This is a genomic window from Candidatus Cardinium hertigii (assembly GCF_003176915.1).
GTDB lineage: Bacteria > Bacteroidota > Bacteroidia > Cytophagales > Amoebophilaceae > Cardinium > Cardinium hertigii_A.
On record NZ_CP029619.1, the window covers coordinates 535,998 to 553,808 of the forward strand.

The 17,811-nt window shown below is 40.3% G+C and carries 28 protein-coding genes and 1 other RNA gene; 3 read left to right on the forward strand and 26 right to left on the reverse strand.

From position 1 onward, the window contains the following. Positions 1 to 51: 51 nt before the first annotated feature. Positions 52 to 441, forward strand: a complete 390-nt coding sequence (locus DK880_RS05165) for a hypothetical protein (protein ID WP_162534116.1) — start codon at positions 52 to 54, stop codon at positions 439 to 441. Positions 442 to 468: 27 nt separating this feature from the next. Here the strand turns inward: DK880_RS05165 and secY are convergent, their stop codons facing one another. The 26 genes from secY to DK880_RS05170 all read right to left on the reverse strand — a co-directional run bounded on the left by secY (position 469) and on the right by DK880_RS05170 (position 15,983). Beyond that, the gene (gene secY, locus DK880_RS02050) at positions 469 to 1,767 is read right to left on the reverse strand and encodes a preprotein translocase subunit SecY (protein WP_109997171.1); all 1,299 of its coding nucleotides are present in this window, start codon (positions 1,765 to 1,767) and stop codon (positions 469 to 471) included. After that, the gene (gene rplO / locus DK880_RS02055; protein WP_109997172.1) at positions 1,760 to 2,218 is read right to left on the reverse strand and encodes a 50S ribosomal protein L15; all 459 of its coding nucleotides are present in this window, start codon (positions 2,216 to 2,218) and stop codon (positions 1,760 to 1,762) included. The genes secY and rplO overlap by 8 nt, the downstream gene beginning before the upstream one ends. Positions 2,219 to 2,229: 11 nt before the next feature. Further along, entirely contained in the window at positions 2,230 to 2,412 is a 183-nt protein-coding gene (gene rpmD / locus DK880_RS02060; protein WP_109997173.1) for a 50S ribosomal protein L30, read from the reverse strand. A gap of 11 nt (positions 2,413 to 2,423) precedes the next feature. After that, positions 2,424 to 2,939 (reverse strand): 30S ribosomal protein S5, encoded by a 516-nt coding sequence (gene rpsE, locus DK880_RS02065; protein ID WP_109997174.1) that lies wholly within the window; start codon positions 2,937 to 2,939, stop codon positions 2,424 to 2,426. Between the two features lie 5 nt (positions 2,940 to 2,944). Continuing rightward, the gene (rplR, locus tag DK880_RS02070; RefSeq protein ID WP_109997700.1) at positions 2,945 to 3,292 is read right to left on the reverse strand and encodes a 50S ribosomal protein L18; all 348 of its coding nucleotides are present in this window, start codon (positions 3,290 to 3,292) and stop codon (positions 2,945 to 2,947) included. Between the two features lie 160 nt (positions 3,293 to 3,452). After that, positions 3,453 to 4,013, reverse strand: coding sequence for a 50S ribosomal protein L6 (rplF, locus tag DK880_RS02075; RefSeq protein ID WP_109997175.1), 561 nt, complete (start codon positions 4,011 to 4,013; stop codon positions 3,453 to 3,455). 12 nt (positions 4,014 to 4,025) lie between these two features. Then, the gene (rpsH, locus tag DK880_RS02080; protein ID WP_109997176.1) at positions 4,026 to 4,430 is read right to left on the reverse strand and encodes a 30S ribosomal protein S8; all 405 of its coding nucleotides are present in this window, start codon (positions 4,428 to 4,430) and stop codon (positions 4,026 to 4,028) included. A gap of 71 nt (positions 4,431 to 4,501) precedes the next feature. Beyond that, positions 4,502 to 4,771 carry a 30S ribosomal protein S14 gene (gene rpsN, locus DK880_RS02085; RefSeq protein ID WP_109997177.1) on the reverse strand — a complete coding sequence of 90 codons (270 nt, stop codon included), beginning with the start codon at positions 4,769 to 4,771 and terminating at the stop codon, positions 4,502 to 4,504. Between the two features lie 11 nt (positions 4,772 to 4,782). Then, positions 4,783 to 5,337, reverse strand: coding sequence for a 50S ribosomal protein L5 (gene rplE, locus DK880_RS02090; protein ID WP_109997178.1), 555 nt, complete (start codon positions 5,335 to 5,337; stop codon positions 4,783 to 4,785). Continuing rightward, entirely contained in the window at positions 5,324 to 5,677 is a 354-nt protein-coding gene (gene rplX / locus DK880_RS02095; RefSeq protein WP_109997179.1) for a 50S ribosomal protein L24, read from the reverse strand. Before rplX ends, rplE begins: the two co-directional genes overlap by 14 nt. 5 nt (positions 5,678 to 5,682) lie before the next feature. Then, entirely contained in the window at positions 5,683 to 6,051 is a 369-nt protein-coding gene (rplN, locus tag DK880_RS02100) for a 50S ribosomal protein L14 (RefSeq protein ID WP_109997180.1), read from the reverse strand. 5 nt (positions 6,052 to 6,056) lie between these two features. Further along, positions 6,057 to 6,311 carry a 30S ribosomal protein S17 gene (gene rpsQ / locus DK880_RS02105; RefSeq protein WP_109997181.1) on the reverse strand — a complete coding sequence of 85 codons (255 nt, stop codon included), beginning with the start codon at positions 6,309 to 6,311 and terminating at the stop codon, positions 6,057 to 6,059. Beyond that, entirely contained in the window at positions 6,298 to 6,531 is a 234-nt protein-coding gene (rpmC, locus tag DK880_RS02110; RefSeq protein WP_109997701.1) for a 50S ribosomal protein L29, read from the reverse strand. Before rpmC ends, rpsQ begins: the two co-directional genes overlap by 14 nt. A gap of 89 nt (positions 6,532 to 6,620) precedes the next feature. Continuing rightward, positions 6,621 to 7,049 (reverse strand): 50S ribosomal protein L16, encoded by a 429-nt coding sequence (rplP, locus tag DK880_RS02115; protein WP_109997182.1) that lies wholly within the window; start codon positions 7,047 to 7,049, stop codon positions 6,621 to 6,623. A gap of 129 nt (positions 7,050 to 7,178) precedes the next feature. After that, the gene (rpsC, locus tag DK880_RS02120) at positions 7,179 to 7,877 is read right to left on the reverse strand and encodes a 30S ribosomal protein S3 (protein ID WP_109997183.1); all 699 of its coding nucleotides are present in this window, start codon (positions 7,875 to 7,877) and stop codon (positions 7,179 to 7,181) included. A gap of 72 nt (positions 7,878 to 7,949) precedes the next feature. Next, positions 7,950 to 8,312: a 50S ribosomal protein L22 gene (gene rplV, locus DK880_RS02125; RefSeq protein ID WP_109997184.1), complete on the reverse strand. Its 363-nt coding sequence runs from the start codon at positions 8,310 to 8,312 to the stop codon at positions 7,950 to 7,952. An 8-nt stretch (positions 8,313 to 8,320) separates the two neighbouring features. Further along, positions 8,321 to 8,587 (reverse strand): 30S ribosomal protein S19, encoded by a 267-nt coding sequence (gene rpsS, locus DK880_RS02130; protein ID WP_109997185.1) that lies wholly within the window; start codon positions 8,585 to 8,587, stop codon positions 8,321 to 8,323. After that, positions 8,587 to 9,417: a 50S ribosomal protein L2 gene (gene rplB / locus DK880_RS02135; protein WP_109997186.1), complete on the reverse strand. Its 831-nt coding sequence runs from the start codon at positions 9,415 to 9,417 to the stop codon at positions 8,587 to 8,589. Before rplB ends, rpsS begins: the two co-directional genes overlap by 1 nt. Positions 9,418 to 9,575: 158 nt before the next feature. Then, positions 9,576 to 9,866 carry a 50S ribosomal protein L23 gene (rplW, locus tag DK880_RS02140; protein WP_109997187.1) on the reverse strand — a complete coding sequence of 97 codons (291 nt, stop codon included), beginning with the start codon at positions 9,864 to 9,866 and terminating at the stop codon, positions 9,576 to 9,578. 5 nt (positions 9,867 to 9,871) lie between these two features. Continuing rightward, the gene (gene rplD / locus DK880_RS02145; RefSeq protein ID WP_109997188.1) at positions 9,872 to 10,498 is read right to left on the reverse strand and encodes a 50S ribosomal protein L4; all 627 of its coding nucleotides are present in this window, start codon (positions 10,496 to 10,498) and stop codon (positions 9,872 to 9,874) included. A 1-nt stretch (position 10,499) separates the two neighbouring features. Further along, on the reverse strand, positions 10,500 to 11,132 hold the full coding sequence (gene rplC, locus DK880_RS02150) for a 50S ribosomal protein L3 (protein WP_109997189.1): 633 nt from the start codon (positions 11,130 to 11,132) through the stop codon (positions 10,500 to 10,502). 218 nt (positions 11,133 to 11,350) lie between these two features. Continuing rightward, complete coding sequence (locus DK880_RS02155) at positions 11,351 to 11,917, reverse strand: ribosome maturation factor RimM (protein WP_109997190.1); 567 nt, start codon at positions 11,915 to 11,917, stop codon at positions 11,351 to 11,353. Between the two features lie 134 nt (positions 11,918 to 12,051). Next, positions 12,052 to 12,478: a transfer-messenger RNA gene (gene ssrA, locus DK880_RS02160) on the reverse strand. An 82-nt stretch (positions 12,479 to 12,560) separates the two neighbouring features. Continuing rightward, positions 12,561 to 14,009: a Fe-S cluster assembly protein SufB gene (gene sufB, locus DK880_RS02165; protein WP_109997191.1), complete on the reverse strand. Its 1,449-nt coding sequence runs from the start codon at positions 14,007 to 14,009 to the stop codon at positions 12,561 to 12,563. Between the two features lie 894 nt (positions 14,010 to 14,903). Further along, the gene (locus tag DK880_RS02175) at positions 14,904 to 15,512 is read right to left on the reverse strand and encodes a hypothetical protein (RefSeq protein ID WP_109997193.1); all 609 of its coding nucleotides are present in this window, start codon (positions 15,510 to 15,512) and stop codon (positions 14,904 to 14,906) included. A 90-nt stretch (positions 15,513 to 15,602) separates the two neighbouring features. Continuing rightward, positions 15,603 to 15,983: a hypothetical protein gene (locus tag DK880_RS05170; RefSeq protein ID WP_162534117.1), complete on the reverse strand. Its 381-nt coding sequence runs from the start codon at positions 15,981 to 15,983 to the stop codon at positions 15,603 to 15,605. A gap of 169 nt (positions 15,984 to 16,152) precedes the next feature. Between DK880_RS05170 and DK880_RS05175 the strand changes: the two genes are divergently transcribed. Both DK880_RS05175 and DK880_RS02185 read left to right on the forward strand, forming a co-directional pair. Next, positions 16,153 to 16,470: a hypothetical protein gene (locus DK880_RS05175; RefSeq protein ID WP_162534118.1), complete on the forward strand. Its 318-nt coding sequence runs from the start codon at positions 16,153 to 16,155 to the stop codon at positions 16,468 to 16,470. Further along, positions 16,467 to 17,810, forward strand: a complete 1,344-nt coding sequence (locus DK880_RS02185) for an MFS transporter (protein ID WP_109997195.1) — start codon at positions 16,467 to 16,469, stop codon at positions 17,808 to 17,810. The genes DK880_RS05175 and DK880_RS02185 overlap by 4 nt, the downstream gene beginning before the upstream one ends. Position 17,811: the final 1 nt, after the last annotated feature.

The following is a 17,811-nucleotide window of genomic DNA, read 5'->3' on the forward strand; positions in this document are numbered from 1 at the left end:
CACTTACCTGCTTCCCCTAGCCTTAACAATAAACCCACAAACACACCCCTTTTGCCTTCTTCTTTAACCCCTAATCCTCCTTATCTCCCCCTTTTTGCTTGTTTCTCCTTATCTCCCTCTCTTGCTTATCTCCCTCTCTTGCTTGCTCCCTCTCTTGCTTGCTCCCTCTCTTGCTTATCTCCCTCTCTTGCTTGCTCCCTCTCTTGCTTGCTCCCTCTCTTGCTTGCTCCCTCTCTTGCTTGCTCCCTCTCTTGCTTGCTCCCTCTCTTGCTTGCTCCCTCTCTTGCTTGCTCCCTCTCTTGCTTGCTCCCTCTCTTGCTTGCTCCCTCTCTTGCTTGCTCCCTCTCTTGCTTATCTCCCTCTCTTGCTTGCTCCCTCTTGTTTGCTTTTAGGTTTATCCGGCAGCTACTAAATATACTAAAAATATATTTAAATGCATAAAACTAAAAATCCATTTACGCTTAGGAATCATCTAATCCTAGCTCCTTTATTGATGATCAACTCATATCGACGCATCAACAAATAGCTTTCCATTTGTTGGATAATCTCTAACATGGAACCAACCATGATTAGTAGGGCAGATCCTCCATAAAATTGCGAAAAATTCGGACTTAAGCCAGCCATACGGGCAAAAAGCGGAAGCACCGCAATCACAGCTAAAAAGATAGCACTATAAAAAGTTATGCGCTCCAGCACATTATCCAAAAAACAAGCCGTAGCATTCCCAGAGGCAATACCTGGAATAAAACTACCATTCCGCTTCATATCCTCTGCTATCTGCACAGGATTAACTGTAAAAGCCGTATAAAAGAAAGTAAAAAGAATAATCAACAAGCCAAATAAAACATTATACAGCCAGCTTGTAGCATCCTGTAGCTTATTGCTTATATCCATAAGCCATGCAAATTTACCCCCTAGCCATTTGATGCGCAACAAAAGCGTAACAAGGAAAACCAACATATTGGCAAATATAATAGGCATCACGCCTACGCTATTTAATTTAAAGGGCAAATATTGACGCTGCCCGCCATATACGGTACTACTGCTTAGTTGTTTAGCATACTGAATGGGAACCTTACGCGTAGCCTGCGTAAAAGCAACTACTACAACCAGTATAAAAAACAACAGCAACAGCTCTAACATAAATACAAACATGCCTTTGCTACCTCGAAACCGCGCTTCTTCATACAAAGCAGCCGGGAAAGAAGATACAATACCTACCATAATGAGCATGGTAACACCATTTCCAATCCCTCTATCTGTAAGCTGCTCTCCTATCCACATACAAAACAGCGTTCCCGCCGTTAAAATAATGATAGCCATAACCATAAAAAGTGTCTGATTAATGGCTACAACCCCCTCCCTAGAAGTAAACAGTATGTATTGGAAAGACTGAAAAATAGCAATAAAAATAGTAAGCTTCCGGGTAATCTGTGCGATTCTACGCCGTCCTACCTCCCCTTCTCGTTGTATTTTTTGAACCTTAGGCCAAGCAATAGCCAACAGATGCATTACAATAGAAGCAGAAATATAGGGGGCCACACCAAGCGCAAATACAGAGGCTTTACTAAAGGAAGAACCTAAGAAACTATCTAACAATCCTAGCATACCTTTGACATTGCTAGAAAGGCGTTCCATATTTATCCCAGGTAACACAACAACTGTGCCTGCACGAAAAAATAACAAAAAGAAAAACGTATTCCTTACTCGGACCCTTAGCTCCTTTATCTGGTATATGTCCTTAATGGTTTGAAACAACTTATTCATATATAGGTAATATAACAACTTCTCCACCAATATGACGAATGGCTTGCAAAGCAGAAACGGAACAACGGTGCGCTGTAACTGAAAGCTTAACCGTTAAGGAACCATCTCCCAAAATCTTATATTTCTCCTGCCTACCGATTATCCTATGCTTACGTAAAAAGATAGAATCTATGCAAGAAACGTTATACTTTTCGACTAATGCCTGCAACGTAGAAAGATTTAAAGGTGTAAATAGCTTTCTGTTAGGGCATTGAAACCCATACTTGGGCAAACGTCTTTGTAAGGGCTGCTGCCCTCCCTCAAAACCGAATTTTCTTTTATAACCAGTTCTCGACTGAGCTCCCTTACAACCACGCGTAGCCGTTCCCCCTTTGCCCGAACCTTGCCCTCTGCCTATCCGTTTCTTGCACTTGAAGGACCCTAATGCAGGCTGTAGCGTATGTAATTCCATAAACAAGTAATTTAATTTATAAACTCTACCACAACCAAATGGTTAATTTTTTTTACCATACCTAATAGCTGAGGCGTGGCATTGTGCTCTACACACCTAGCCATTCGACCTAATCCAAGCGCTTTCATTGTATCCTTTTGGGATTTAGGACGCTTGATGAGGCTACGCACCTGCGTAATTTTAATTTTCTGCATAACATCCAGCTTTACCCATTAAATAATTGCTCTAACGTGATACCCCGCTGCTTTGCTATGGTTAAAGGATCCCGCAATTGTACTAAAGCATCAAAAGTTGCCTTAACTACGTTATGTGCATTAGAAGAACCTTGCGACTTGGATAGCACATTTTTAATGCCTACACTCTCCAGCACAATGCGCACACCACCCCCTGCAATAACACCTGTACCGGAAGCAGCCGGTTTAATCAAAACCCTTCCCCCACCATACTTCCCTATTGCATCATGTGGAATTGTTCCACGTAAAATAGGAATCTTAATCAGATTGCGCTTGGCTTCTTCCACTCCTTTGGCAATGGCATCCGTTAATTCCTTTGCTTTGCCCAGCCCATACCCCACTACCCCATTGCCGTTACCTACTACTACCACCGCAGAAGAGCTGAAACGACGCCCCCCCTCTACTACTTTGGTAACACGATGGGTGGCTACCACACGCTCCTCAAGGTTATAGTCACTAGCCTTGAGCTTGTTCCCACTTACTATCATTATGACTAAAATTTAAGACCTTTCTCCCGAGCACCTTCCGCAATTGCTCGTACCTTCCCATGGTAAATATAACCAGAACGATCCAATACAACCGTTGCAATACCTTTGGCTATGGCCTGCTCTGCAATAAACCGCCCTAATGCCAACGCAGCAGCAACATTATTCTGCTTCAGCTTTAATTGCTGAAGAGAGGAAGCCAACAACGTATGTCCTTGCACATCATCAATAAGCTGTACATATATATTTGTATTGCTCTTAAATATCGAGAGCCGAGGTCGTTCCAACGTACCAGCTAAATGCTTCCTAATGCGCTGCCGTACGCGCCACCTTCGTGCTACCTTACTATTTACTATTTTCTTCATATACAGATAAACTAAAATAACTTCTGCGCAACACCATGGCTACATTATATAAGCTGTAAAGCGCTACCTGACAAGCTCCCTTACCCTCTACTGAATAACCTAAAACAGAGCTAACAGCTATACCAACCTAAAACCGTACAAGGCATCCCTATTATTTTTTAGTAGACTTACCAGCTTTGCGCCGCACGCGCTCCCCTAAAAATCGAATACCTTTCCCTTTATAAGGCTCTACTTTACGTAGGGAACGAATTTTAGCAGAAACTTGACCAAGTAACTGCTTATCAATAGATTCTAAATGAATCAAAGGATTCTTTCCTTTAGCTACTTCCGTAGTAGCTGCTATTTCTTCTGGCAATTCAAAAACAATATCATGGGAATACCCCAAACTTAATTCTAATAAATTACCCTGTAAATTAGCCCTATATCCAACCCCAACCAATTCTAAGGTATGCTTAAATCCCATACTTACCCCTATAACCATATTGTGGAGCAACGCCCTATATAGGCCATGTAAAGCATTACAATGTTTCGTTCCACCTTCTCCTACAGGGAATACCCGAACCATGCCCGCTTCTACTTGCACACCAATAGTAGGATCTATCCACTGCTGCAATACGCCCTTTTTACCGCTAACCTGCACCATCCCTCCCTCCTTGGGTACTACCTCAACGTCCTGAGGTAAAGGAATGGGTTTTTTACCTATCCTCGCCATTTTTACTCAAGTTTAGTACACATAACAAAGCACTTCCCCCCCTACATGCATCTTACGCGCTTCTTTATCCGATAGGATGCCTTTGGAAGTAGACAATATGGCAATTCCTAATCCATTGATTACACTAGGCATAGTAGCTATGGTAGCATATTTACGCAACCCAGGCTTGCTAATGCGCTTTAATTTTACAATGGCAGCTGCCTTTGTTTGCCTATCGTATTTTAATAGCACTTTTATAACGGAAGAAACCTTGCCCGGATTCGTATAAACTTTATGCTTGTATATATAACCTTTTTCTTGCAATATCTCCGTTAACCGAACTTTTATTTTAGAAGCCGGGATCTCCACTACCTTATGCCCAGCAGCAATTGCATTCCTGATCCTCGTAAGATAATCAGCTATTGGATCTGTAGTCATTATAAATATATGAAATGCATTAACAAATAGAAATGAACCAACAATACGTATGAACCAAAGATTCCGCGCTATTACCAGCTAACTTTTTGTACCCCTGGCAGCTTTCCCTCTAGGGCCCACTGCCTAAATACCAATCGAGAAATGCCAAACCTTCTTATATAGCCACGGGCCCTCCCGGTTACACGACACCTATTCCGTAACCTAACAGGAGAAGCATTTTTAGGTAATTTATCCAGTGCAAGGTAATCTCCTTGTTCCCTGAATAGGATTCTCTTTACAGCATATTTATCCACTAATTTCCTTCTTTTCCTATCTCTTGCCTTAACTGATTCCTTTGCCATAACCTACTTACTTAACCTTTTTCCATATTAAAGGGCATCCCTAAAGCTTTCAAAAGCTGTAAGGCGATTGCCTTATCTTGAGCAGTCGTAACGAAAGTTACATTCATACCGACCACTTTGGCAACCTTATCAATACTAACTTCCGGGAATATAATTTGCTCTTGAATGCCTATGGTATAATTACCATTGCTATCAAACCCAGCAGTAGGTAACCCCCAAAAGTTCCTAATACGTGGTAATGCAATGGCGATCAAGCGATCAAGAAATTCATACATTAACTGACTGCGTAGGGTAACTTTTACGCCAATAGGCATCCCTATCCGCAACTTAAAATTAGATACCGCTCTTTTAGCATACGTAGCAACCGCACGCTGACCAGTAATAGCAGTTAGCTCTTCTATTCCTAACTGAATTAACTTCTTATTGGCTACACCCTCCCCCAATCCCTGATTGATGCATATTTTTTGCAACCTGGGCACTTGCATAACAGAGGTATAACCAAGCTCCGCCTTAAGCTGAGGAACTACTTCCTTAAAATATTTTTCTTGTAACCTAGGCTTGCCCATTTTCTATAAAATTTCCCGTTTTTTTAGCATACCGCTGCAACTTCCCTGCTCCATTGTACTTCCTCCCTATACGGGTAGGTAACCCACTTCCTGGATCCACTAGCATCAAATTACTAATGTGTAATGAAGCCTCTTTTCGTACAATGGAACCTTTAGGGTTCTTAGCAGATGGCTTAAGATGTCGCGCTACTAGGTTTATACCCTCCACAAAAGCACGCTGTACGCTAGGTAATACGCGTAAGATAATACCTTGTTCGTTTCTATGCTTTCCCGCTATAATCTTTACCCGATCGCCTGTACGAATGGGGAGTTTTTTTCTTTTTTGTATTGTTTTACGCATGATATTTATAGCACCTCATCAGCCAAAGAGGCTATCTTCATAAATTTTCTATCCCGCACTTCACGTGCAACAGGCCCAAAAACACCAGTCCCTTTTGGCTCATTGTTATTGTCAATCAAAACAATCGCATTATCTTCAAAGCGAATATAAGATCCATCCTTACGCCTCTTTTCTTTTCGCGCGCGAACTACCACCGCCTTAGAAAGCGTTCCCTTTTTAAGGGTACTAGAGGGATTGGCTGATTTTACCGTTACCACAATCTTATCTCCTACACGGGCATAACGCTTACGCGTACCCCCTAAAACACGAATACAAAGCGCCGTCTTGGCACCACTATTGTCCGCTACTTTTACTATTGATTCCTGCTGTATCATCTTCCTTACTTAGCTCTCTCCATGATTTCAACCAATCTCCAACGCTTGCGCTTGCTTACAGGACGCGTTTCCATAATTTTTACTAAATCGCCCACATGGCATGCATTAGCTGCATCATGCGCCATAAACTTAGTGGTAGTTTTAACAAACTTACCATAAACGGGATGAATCATCCTAGCATTCATAACAACTGTTATCGTCTTATCAGACTTATTACTTGTTACCCTTCCTATTTTTTCTTTTCTTTTATTTCTTAACATGACATTGCTTTTCTACCGCTTCATAGGAATCCCTAAGGGCAATAGCCCGCTGCGCCGTCTTTAACCGCGCAATAAGCTTCCTAGCCTGCCTAATTTTCATAGGTTGCTCAATAGGTGAAACGGCATGCGCAAACTTTAACTTTAGAAAATAATCTACCGTTTCCTGCAACTTAGCCTTGCCTGCTTCATAAGAAAGCGCTTGAATATCTTTATATTGCATTACAATAAAAACAAAAATAAACCACTCAACTTTATACATTCCATAGCCAACTGCTGCCTATGCGATCTTCCTTAACTTACCACCGTTAGCTATACAAGCGCAGAATCATAATCCTTACGCTTAATGAAATAAACCTTAATCGGTAGCTTATGCATCGCTAAACGCATGGCGTGCGCTGCTACTTCGTCCGAAACTCCATCTAATTCAAAAAGAATCTTACCAGGCTTCACAACCGCAACAAAACTATCTGGTGCTCCCTTTCCTTTACCCATCCGAACCTCAGCTGGCTTCTTGGTTAAGGGCTTATCTGGGAAAATACGTGTCCAAACCTGCCCTTGACGTTTCATTGTTCTGGTCATAACCACACGCACTGCCTCAATTTGCCGAGCAGTAATGTAGGAAGGTTCCAATGCTTTTATCCCAAAGGTACCAAATTCTAAGGTATTACCCCGCATGGATAATCCTTTTATTTTCCCCTTCTGTGTTTTTCTATAGCGTACCCGCTTTGGCTGTAACATGTCAATTATTATCTATACAAAAGTTAACATCGCTTCTACTTAGGCTTACCTCTTTGAAAAATCCGCCAAGACACTACCTATATTGCGCTTAGCCTCCTGTTAAAATTTACTATGCCTAACCGCCTAAAATCAGGCCTTAGCAGGCAACACTTTCCCTGGCTTAATGCGATCCACGCTACTTATGAGCGGTCCCGCGACGGGTAGCGTAACTTCTCCCCGCGCAATCCATACCTTAATGCCTATTCTACCATAAATAGTATGCGCTTCTACTATAGCATAATCTATATCATTGCGCAAGGTATGCAGCGGTACGGCTCCCTCCCTAAACTGCTCTGACCTAGCCATCTCAGCACCATCTAACCTACCAGCTATTTTAATCTTTACGCCTTCTGCACCAGAACGCATAACAGCTGCAATGGTTTGCTTAACCACACGCTTAAAGGGCAAACGCCCCCTCACTTGCTGCGCAATCTGAGTGGCTACTAACTTTGCCTCTAGATCTAGCCGCTTTATCTCTACTATATTGACTTCGACTTCCTTGTTGGTCAACTGCTTAAGCGCCTCTTTTAGCTTATCTACTTCTGTACCTGACTTCCCAATAACTGAACCAGGTCGCGCCGTATGAATCGTAATGGTAATTTTTTTTCCCGCACGCTCTATCAATACCTTTGCAACACTGGCCCTGGCAAGCCGAACATCCAAATACATACGAATCTTATGGTCTTCCATTAAATTATCCGCATAATCCTTTTTCGACGAAAACCAACTGGCATCTGGTTTCCGAATAAACCCAAGCCTAAACCCAATAGGATGAACTTTTTGACCCATAATTATCTATTTGTATGTATGATGCTATGCAACATTATCGTTTACCTTTCGGATTGTTTATAAATGGCCAGCCTATCCAATGGCAAACTGCTCTACCTGACTGCCTACAACCACAACAACATGACTGGAACGCCTTCTAATTCTATGCGCAACACCCCTTGGAGCGGGCATGATTCTTTTAAGCATACCTGCCCTATCTACTGTTATTTTCTTTACAACCATAGGAGCCTCTTCTACAGCAGTATGGCTATGCTTCGCATACCAGTTGGCCATAGCAGAAAGCAACAGTTTTCTCAACTGTACGGCAGCCTGCTGGGGAGAGTTTTGCAAAGCAGCTAAAGCAATCGATACGCGCTTACCCCTAACAAGATCAGCCAATAGAGCTACCTTACGCGCAGATATAGGAAGATACTTTAACTTTGCTACTGCCTCCATAATTCAATTTATCTTTTTTTAAATGTATGTCCTTTAAACATTCTAGTTAAAGCAAATTCGCCTAACTTATGCCCTACCATTGCCTCTGTAACGAAAACAGGAATAAATTTACGGCCATTATGCACGGCAAAAGTATGCCCCACAAAATCAGGTGTAATAGTAGAACGCCTAGACCAGGTTTTTACTACTGTTTTCTTATTGGATTCATTCAGCCTATCTATCTTATGCTGTAAATGATGGGCAACATAAGCGCCCTTTTTTATAGATCTGCCCATTACCGTTTCTTTTTACCAACGATCAGTTTAGTAGAATATTTATGCCGGTCTCTCGTTTTTTTACCCTTTGCATAGAGCCCCTTAGAAGATCTAGGATGACCACCAGAAGCTTTTCCTTCTCCTCCGCCCATCGGATGATCCACAGGATTCATAGCTACTGCCCTAACACGAGGTCTTCTACCAAGCCAACGGCTGCGACCTGCCTTTGCCATCGTAACATGCACATGCGCACTGTTGGAAACAGACCCAATGGTAGCCATACAGCGATCTAATACCAAACGCCGCTCCCCAGAAGGCAGTTTAATGGTAACATACTTTCCACTCTTAGAAAGCAATTGCGCACTGGCACCAGCACTTCTAACCAGCGCAGCACCACGCCCTGGACTTAATTCAATGTTGTGAATCATGGTACCTAAAGGCATATCTTTCATCGCCATGGCATTCCCAACCTGTATGGGAACTCCTGAACCAGCCATCACCCGGGCACCTACCTGTAACCCCTCTGGAGCCAATATGTAAGCCTTTGCCCCATCTACATAATGCAGCAATGCAATATAAGCCGTACGCATGGGATCGTACTCAATAGAGTGCACTACGGCAGGTATTTCAAACTTTTGACGTTTGAAATCAATTAAACGGGCACGCCGCTTATGTCCCCCTCCTCTATGGGGAACTGTTATCCGACCCCGGTTATTACGGCCACCACTGCGCTTAGCCTTCCCTAAAAGAGACTTCTCAGGCTTATTAGTCGTAATAACTGTAGCAAAACTAGGGGCTACCCTAAATCGCTGACCTGGCGTAGTCGGATTTAATTTTTTTAACAATGGCATAACAAATGCTCAATCCATTAAACAGTTGCACTATATAACACTTAACACATGAAAGGGCGTTTTTCCCTCCTGAAAAATTAGCAACTTTTCTTTCCTATAGCTGCTATCGAGTAGCCCGAACAGCCCTCGACGCAACACACGCAGTTGACCTGCTAAAGTTATACAATATTACTATAAAAATCTATACTTCCACCTTCTTTTAACGTTACAAACGCCTTTTTATAGGCAGGGCGCTTCCCCTTTGCAACAAAAGCAGCTGTACGTTTTATTCTTTTTTTACCTGCATAACGCATGGTATGTATACTATCCACTTTAACGCTATAAAAACGTTCAATTTCCTTCCGTATTTGCTCTTTATTGGAGCGGCTATCTACTATCAAACCATATACGCCCCGCTTATTCAGTAAAGATGCTTTTTCTGTTACCAATGGCCTTTTTAAAATGCTCATTTCTATTAGGTTAATTTCCTTACCATAGGCTCAATAGCACTCTCAACAATTAACAACTTGGCTGCCTGTAATAAATCATATGTATTTACATGATCTACGCAGCATACTTTTGCCTTTTTAATATTCCTACTGGATAGTACAATATTTTTATCCACACTAGGCAGCAATAGCAGTGTCCGTTCATCCAAACAGGAGAGATTCTGTAGGAAATCTAGGTAGGCTTTTGTTTTAGCCTGCTCAAAAGAAAAAGATTCCAATACAGCAATCGTACGAGCTCTTGCTTTATAGGTAAGGGCGGATTTCCTAGCCAGCTTCTTCACTTTAGCATTTAATTTAAATCCATAATTCCTTGGCTTAGGACCAAAAATACGCCCCCCTCCTCTGAATAAAGGGGATTTGATATCACCAGCCCTAGCGGTACCGCTTCCTTTTTGGCGTTTGATCTTTCTTCTGGAACCACTAACCGCACCGCGTTCCTTGGATTGATGCGTCCCTTGACGCTTACCAGCTAGGATAGACTTAACATCTAAATGAACCACATGTTCATTAGGCTCAATGTCAAAAATCTCCGGGGGCAATACAGCCATACGACCCGTCTCTTCTCCTGTATATTTTAATACCGATAGCTCCATGTTATTTTTCCAAGATTACATAGCTATTGTGCGCACCAGGCACTGCCCCACAAAGCACAATTAAATCTTTTTCTGGTAATATTTTCATAACCTTGAGGTTTTTTACTTTTACTCTATTACCCCCTGTTCTTCCTCCCATACGCATACCCTTAAATACACGAGAGGGATCAGAATTGGCACCAATAGAACCAGGCGCCCTCTCTCGATTGTGCTGACCATGCGAACGACCACCCACTCCACTAAATCCATGCCGCTTCACAACGCCTTGAAAACCCTTTCCTTTGGACCTTCCCACCACATCAACAAACTCACCTTCTTCAAAAATATCCGCTAGACGAACCAGCTGACCCAATGCCAGCTGCTGTGGCCATGCCTCATCAGCATAGCTGAATTCAACCTGCTTTCGCTTCGGTGTAGTAGAAGCTTTGGAAAAATGACCTAAAAGAGGCTTCGTCGTATTCTTTTCCTTCTTATCGTCATACGCTAGTTGAACAGCCTGGTAGCCATCTACAGAAAGCGTTTTAAGCTGTGTAACTACGCAAGGCCCCCCTTGGATGACGGTACAGGCCTGCTTATGCCCTTTTCCATCATACAGACTGGTCATCCCAATCTTTTTCCCTATAATTCCAATCATGGTTCAATAAAGAAAAAAAATTAATGCTATCAATACCACTAACCCCAAAGCTCCCGCTTCTAAACTAAAAAGAAAATTTGAGGTAGTGTGCCTATTCAACCTTCTTTAAGAAGAACAATGCATTCACAATATAGGGAATTTATTTATCATAGAAAAACACCTAGCCAATAGTTACTGTCCCGCTGTAGCCAATATTGCCTACAACATCTACCCGCTCCCTATAGCATAACTGTTAGATAATCTTCTGGCAAAGCTACTGTAATGGTTTGCTGTTTATCGTTCACATCCACTAAAAAAGGTGCCTCATAAGGGATCAACAGCTCTTTACCTTTATAGGTTAGGGAAACAACATATTTATTCCGCATACAATGTATGCTCTCTACCTTACCAAGTTGACCCAATAGCTGATCCTCTACTACATAACCTACTATAGCTGCCAGCTCAGCGGACGACTCCTCTGTAGGCTGCAGAGGAAGGGGAAGGAAAAGAGGGAGATTGCGCAGCCAATAGGCTTCTGTTTTAGAGGAAATTCCTTTGAGCGTTAATACGCTTTGCTTTTCCGTAAGGGGTATGCTGCGCTGAATAACATAAGGTACTTTTACATGATTCCTTTCTACAAAGAGCGCAGGTAATTGCAACAACACTTTATCTGCTAACGGGTATAACCAAGTCGCTAGGATCTCTCCATTTATACCAGTTGGCTTTCTTAAAAAACCTGTATGAAAATATTTTTCCTCCTGAATAGCAGTATAAAATAGTTCAATAGCAATAGAACGACGTGCCACTTTGTTGTTTTTTTCTTCTAAGAAACGGCCAAACTTAACAAGCGAACCTCTTATTTTTCAGCCGTAGTAGCGGGATTTCTTTTCAATTGTAATTTTTTATACTACGCGTTTTACGCCCACCATTGGGCAATAGTAAGTGGAGTTGGAGGGAATCGAACCCTCGTCCGAATAAGCAAACCTCAACGCTTTCTACATGCTTAGTTGCTGTTTATTTTCGACGCAACCAAGGTCAGCAACGTACCTCATGTTACGCTTATGCGTTAGTATACTTAAACAGCTATCACGCCACTAGCTGCCGCAGTCCTATGTACCGATGCCCTGATGCTAACTCCATAGTACGAAAGCCAGCAGGACAAACACCCCTTAATCTATCGATTAAGCAGCCATACGCAATCCTTCCTCCTCTTCTTCATCTAGAAGGGCGAAGCTCTTGCGACGGCGAGCGTTGAGAACAGCTAAGTTGCCGTTTATTTGTTGCGTAAGTTTTTTTGTGCGGTAATTCTTACAACACCGCGCATGCTTACATTGGATTTTAACCTCTCGTCAATACCAAACAACCCCAATCTCATCTACTCTCTAAGTAATATATAGCACCACTTAAAACTATACTCGAAGGTAATACTTCTTACTGGATTAACCAAACCTAGCCCACGCTCCCCTCCAACGTTAAGGCAAGTAATTTTTGTGCTTCTACTGCAAATTCCATGGGCAATTGCTTCAAAACTTCTCGGCAGTAACCATTCACAATAAGCGCAATAGCCTGCTCCTGCTCAATACCACGCTGGTTGCAATAAAAAAGCTGATCCGCACTAATTTTAGAAGTAGTAGCTTCATGCGCAACCTGCCCCGTTGGGTTTTTTACTTCTATATAAGGGAAAGTATGGGCCCCGCAGTGGTTTCCTATTAATAGTGAATCACATTGAGAAAAATTAGTACTATGGGCCGCTGCAACTGTAAGCTTAACAAGACCCCTATAGCTATTGCTAGAGCACCCCGCCGCAATGCCCTTGGATACAATACGACTTTTTGTATGTTTCCCAATATGAATCATTTTTGTTCCGGTATCCGCTTGCTGTTTATTTTTGGTAACGGCAACGGAATAAAACTCTCCTATTGAATGATCCCCCATTAAAATACAGCTGGGATATTTCCAGGTAATGGCTGAGCCGGTTTCCACTTGGGTCCAAGAAATTTTAGCATGTGCCCCGGCACAAAGTCCTCGCTTCGTAACAAAATTATACACGCCTCCTACACCTTCTTTATTGCCAGGATACCAATTTTGAACGGTAGCGTACCTTACATGGGCACCTTTCGCTGCATAAATTTCTACTACAGCAGCATGTAATTGGTTTTCATCTCGCATAGGGGCCGTACACCCCTCTAAATAGCTAACATAACTGTCCTCTTCTGCGATAATGAGCGTACGTTCAAATTGCCCTGTATTAACTGCATTGATACGGAAATAGGTGGAAAGCTCCATGGGACAATGCACTCCCTTGGGAATGAAACAAAAAGAACCATCACTAAACACAGCGGTATTAAGCGCAGCAAAATAATTGTCCGTCATAGGCACTACCTTACCCAAATAACGCTGTACCAATTCAGGATGCTCTTGCACTGCTTCACTAAAGGAACAAAAAATAATACCTAACCTGTTTAACGTCTCCTTAAAAGTAGTCGCAACGGAAACGCTATCTAATACAATATCCATCGCTACGCCTGCCAGCCTTCTCTGCTCCTCTAGGGAGATGCCCAATCGCTGAAAGGTAGCTAAAAGTAGAGGATCTGCTTCCTCTAAACTGTTTAATTTTACTTTCTGTTTGGGTTCCGCATAATAAATAATAGCCTGATAATCTATTGGGGGATAGTTAACTTTTGCCCAAGTAGGTGCTTTTAATTGCATAAAGTAATGAAAAGCCTGTAACCGCCGATCCAACAACCAAGCTGGCTCCTGCTTCCGCTCAGCAATCAACCGAATGGTATCCGCTGTTAAGCCTCTCGGGATCGTATCTACAGGGATATTACTCTCAAAACCGTACTGATACTCTGACGAACTGATGCTTTCTAATATATCTTTCGTTTGCTGTACCATACTCTACTTAACAAAATCACGCATAAAAAAGGAACCCAACAGCAAAAGTTACAATAAATATATTATAAAAAGTTATGAGGGAAATACCCAACAACGAAAAGGAACCCAAACTGCCAATAATTCCTACCCCATTGTTGGTCCTGTTTTAAAATAAATTGGACTTATAGACATGCTTAAACTGTATTATATCTATAGCTTAAATAATTTTTTAGCTCAGCTTTTAGGGCTCACTCTACTATATTTTGGTTAAAATCTTTAATGGACTACCTTGAGCAAACAAATATAATCGATAAACCTGCTCTGTATCCTAACTATACATCCATCGCTGCTTACAGTTTAGGTTTTATCTTTCTTGTTTGATTGCATAAGTGTAATATGTTTTTGGGAATATATATAACAACAAAAAAATTTTTACACAATCTTTTCAAGTGACCCAAAGTAGCATCTACTCTATTAGTCATGATAGGTTCCCTAAGGTTTTCACTAGCTCCAACAACCCTAGTTTCGTTTGATGATTTTTAATGTAAGTTCATAACAATTGTTATTTATATTCTTATAATTTAAAACAATTGTCTGATTAAATTTCAACTTCTATATTCTACATTTGAAGTCTGAGGAAGGAGCTGATGAAGTGGGAGACTGATAGCGTTTATTGAACACTTCCTATGGAAAATAATAACTATTTGTACCATAGTATTTCTATTTATTTTACTATAGTTAGATACATAAAGTATATAAAAATTTTAGCTACTACTTCTGATGATTTTAATACTAATTCATTCATAAGCAGTGATAAAATTTAGTGCTTTACGGTGTTCTCCTCTTATGAATAACTTACAGTTATTCACTTTTAGTATAATTATAATTCATAACGTACCCTATTAGGGTTTCTAGCTACAAAATAGGTTCTATTTCTTCTTGAAATACTTTCCATGGATCTCTACTTTTTATTTCCACATTCACTAACTGGATTCCTATCTCTTGCATAATAGGATGTTCTTTAATACGCAAGAAACGATTCGAATCGCTTAAATATTTTTCTTGCGCATCCTTATATTCAAATTTTTTGCCAGCACGTTTTTCCGCTGCTATGTAATCCTCCGTAAGTATAATAGAAAGCAAGGGATAGGTATGATTTATATGTTTAGAAAATAGAAAAAAGAACTTCCTAGCCTCTTCCAGCTCCCAATCAGCTAGCTGATTGGGATAGCCAAAGGTTTCTAAAAAGGAACCTTTAGAGACTACTATATCGTGGTTATGCCAATCAATCTGATCAAATATTTCTTTACTACAAGTAAGGTAAAGCAAAGCTTCTGTAAAAGCAGATAGCGTGATAGCATGATTCACAACTATGTTATTAGCTAGCTTTCCATAGTTAGATCCTTTCGGATCCGCTATGCGAGTTACTTTTTTTTCTTTTTTTTTAAAATATTCTGCTATAAAATCTGTTATTTTTTGTCTGGGGGTACCCGAAATCCCATTAATAGCATATAAAAAAGCCATGCCGATTATATTGTATTTTATTTGAACTAAACTAGCTTATTAAAATATGTAATTTATTATTATAAGCATAACTAGCTTAGGGCTCCTCTATCAAATAGGAAGCCTCGTGCCAAATCCTTTTAACCTAAACAAATTATCTATTTGCTCTATTGGTATAGCCTCCATATCTTTCTGTATATTAAATATAGGGTTGTCTGCTAAAGAAGGGTTATTTTGGTTCATATGCTTAAGCAATGCTACAATGACCATGTGTTTACAAGCATTGCGTTCCCAATATAGGCTACAAACTACAGATTTTAAAAAAAGAATATTTAGAATTACAGGGTTTGTATGTGCTCCGTTCTTAAGTTTACCTAGCACGATTTGCGCAGCTATTGCTTTGTATGCATTAGCAGTTATTACACCATGGAATGGTAAAGAAAACATAGTAGAACGATATAAGTGGAATGCGGCTTGTACCATTATATTCATTCATCATCTTCATTACTTTTGTTACGTTTATTTTCTCGTATATAGGATAGTATATTGCTTAGCAAATAAGGAGCTATTCTTATATGGGGGGTACCTTTTTGCAGCGGGATGGATTTTTTACGTATTGATACCCAAGGTAAATATTGCTTCATCACCGTATCATAATTTTATGGTAGGCCATTTCATACTATCCTTCATTTTATTTCTTTGCGGATTGTATAGTGATAGAGCTGAAATAATTATTTTTTGCTGGGTTTTAGCTAGTCCTTTTGCCGGAACGATATTTGATATTGATACGATGTTTGGTAAAAAATATGGTAGAAAAACGGTCAGATATGCGGAAGCTATGGGACATGTATGGGGTAGCATAGTGGGAATGGTTCTATTTTCTTTGCTAAAAGATATAAAATATATTATGTACGCTTCTGCATTAATCGCACATGCACTGCAAATCAAAAAATATATAATAAAAAAACGGAATATATGATTTCCTTTGTTCATGCACATGGCAATTTTATAATTGCCAATCTTATATTTTTACTACTGTCCCTATCCCAGAATAGTATATCCTTATTGTTGCCTTCCATTCAAGAAGAAATGCTTCTTAGTGCAAATGATCAACAATGGATTATTAATATCCCATTCGTTATAACTACAATTTTTATGACCCTATTGGGTAAAATAACAGACATTTGTAATAGAATGCCTATTGTTAGGTTATCTTTACTATCCTTCTTATTAGGTAATAGCATAGCTGCGCTATCGACAACATTCTTCCCATTTTTTATAGGAAGAATGTTACAAGGTTTTGGTGCAGCTGTTCTGTTGCCCCAATCTTATGTACTTATCAAACAAGGAAAAAGAAAGGCTAATGATATATTATTTAGCTATTTTATGGGTATTACTACCCTATTCTTAATAGTTGGACCAGGCGTGGCTGGAACAATATGTGCGCTATTAGGGTGGCGATGGGTGTTTTGGATAGGCGGAATATTTAGCCTTTTTATTTTACTGATTGCTATTTATACGCCTGACTGTAAAACTTCTGAAAAAAAAATAGCTGAAAAAATAGATTACCTAGGAGCCCTATTAATGGCTGTATTATCTTTAAGCAGCATTTTTTGTATTAGCACCCTATCGCATTCCATCTTTTTGTTATGGGGATTGGTTGCTGTTATTTCGTTGCTTTTTTTAAAAAAGCATTTGGGTACCTGCTCATGGCCTATTATGGATGTTACGTTGTTTAAACGGGCGTCACTCTTTGTATATACAATGGTGCTCTGTTCTATGCAGATTACAATGGCTTCCACCTATATCGTATCTTTTGCCTTACAACATATTTTTAACCTTAATCCAGCAGCAAGTGGCATCTTACTTACCATAACCATTGCGCCTAGCATACTTGTTTCGTTTTTAAGTAGCTATATTCAAAAGCGATTTAGAACAACCCAGATAATAAGAACTTCCTTAGTTATGCTTATCCTAGGGAATTTACTAATAGGTTGTGCTGGTTATTATCATACGATCCATTTGTTAACCGTAAGCAGATTTATAATTAGTTTTTTTATTTCTATCCTTCTTTCAGTGGGAATGACAGTCATTCTAAATAAAGTTCCCATTGCACAACAAGGAACCGTTTCTTCTTTAGTTTATCAATTCAGAGAGTTTAGTAATATGTTTTGCGTAGCTGTTATGCATGCGATTGCTTTTTGTTCTCAGCAAAGCATACAAATAATGACAGGCACAAGATTTGCACTTTCTATGCTTATTCCTACCTTAGCTGCTTTTGTTGCCTTGCTATTTTTTCATAAAAATAAAGGCCATTAAA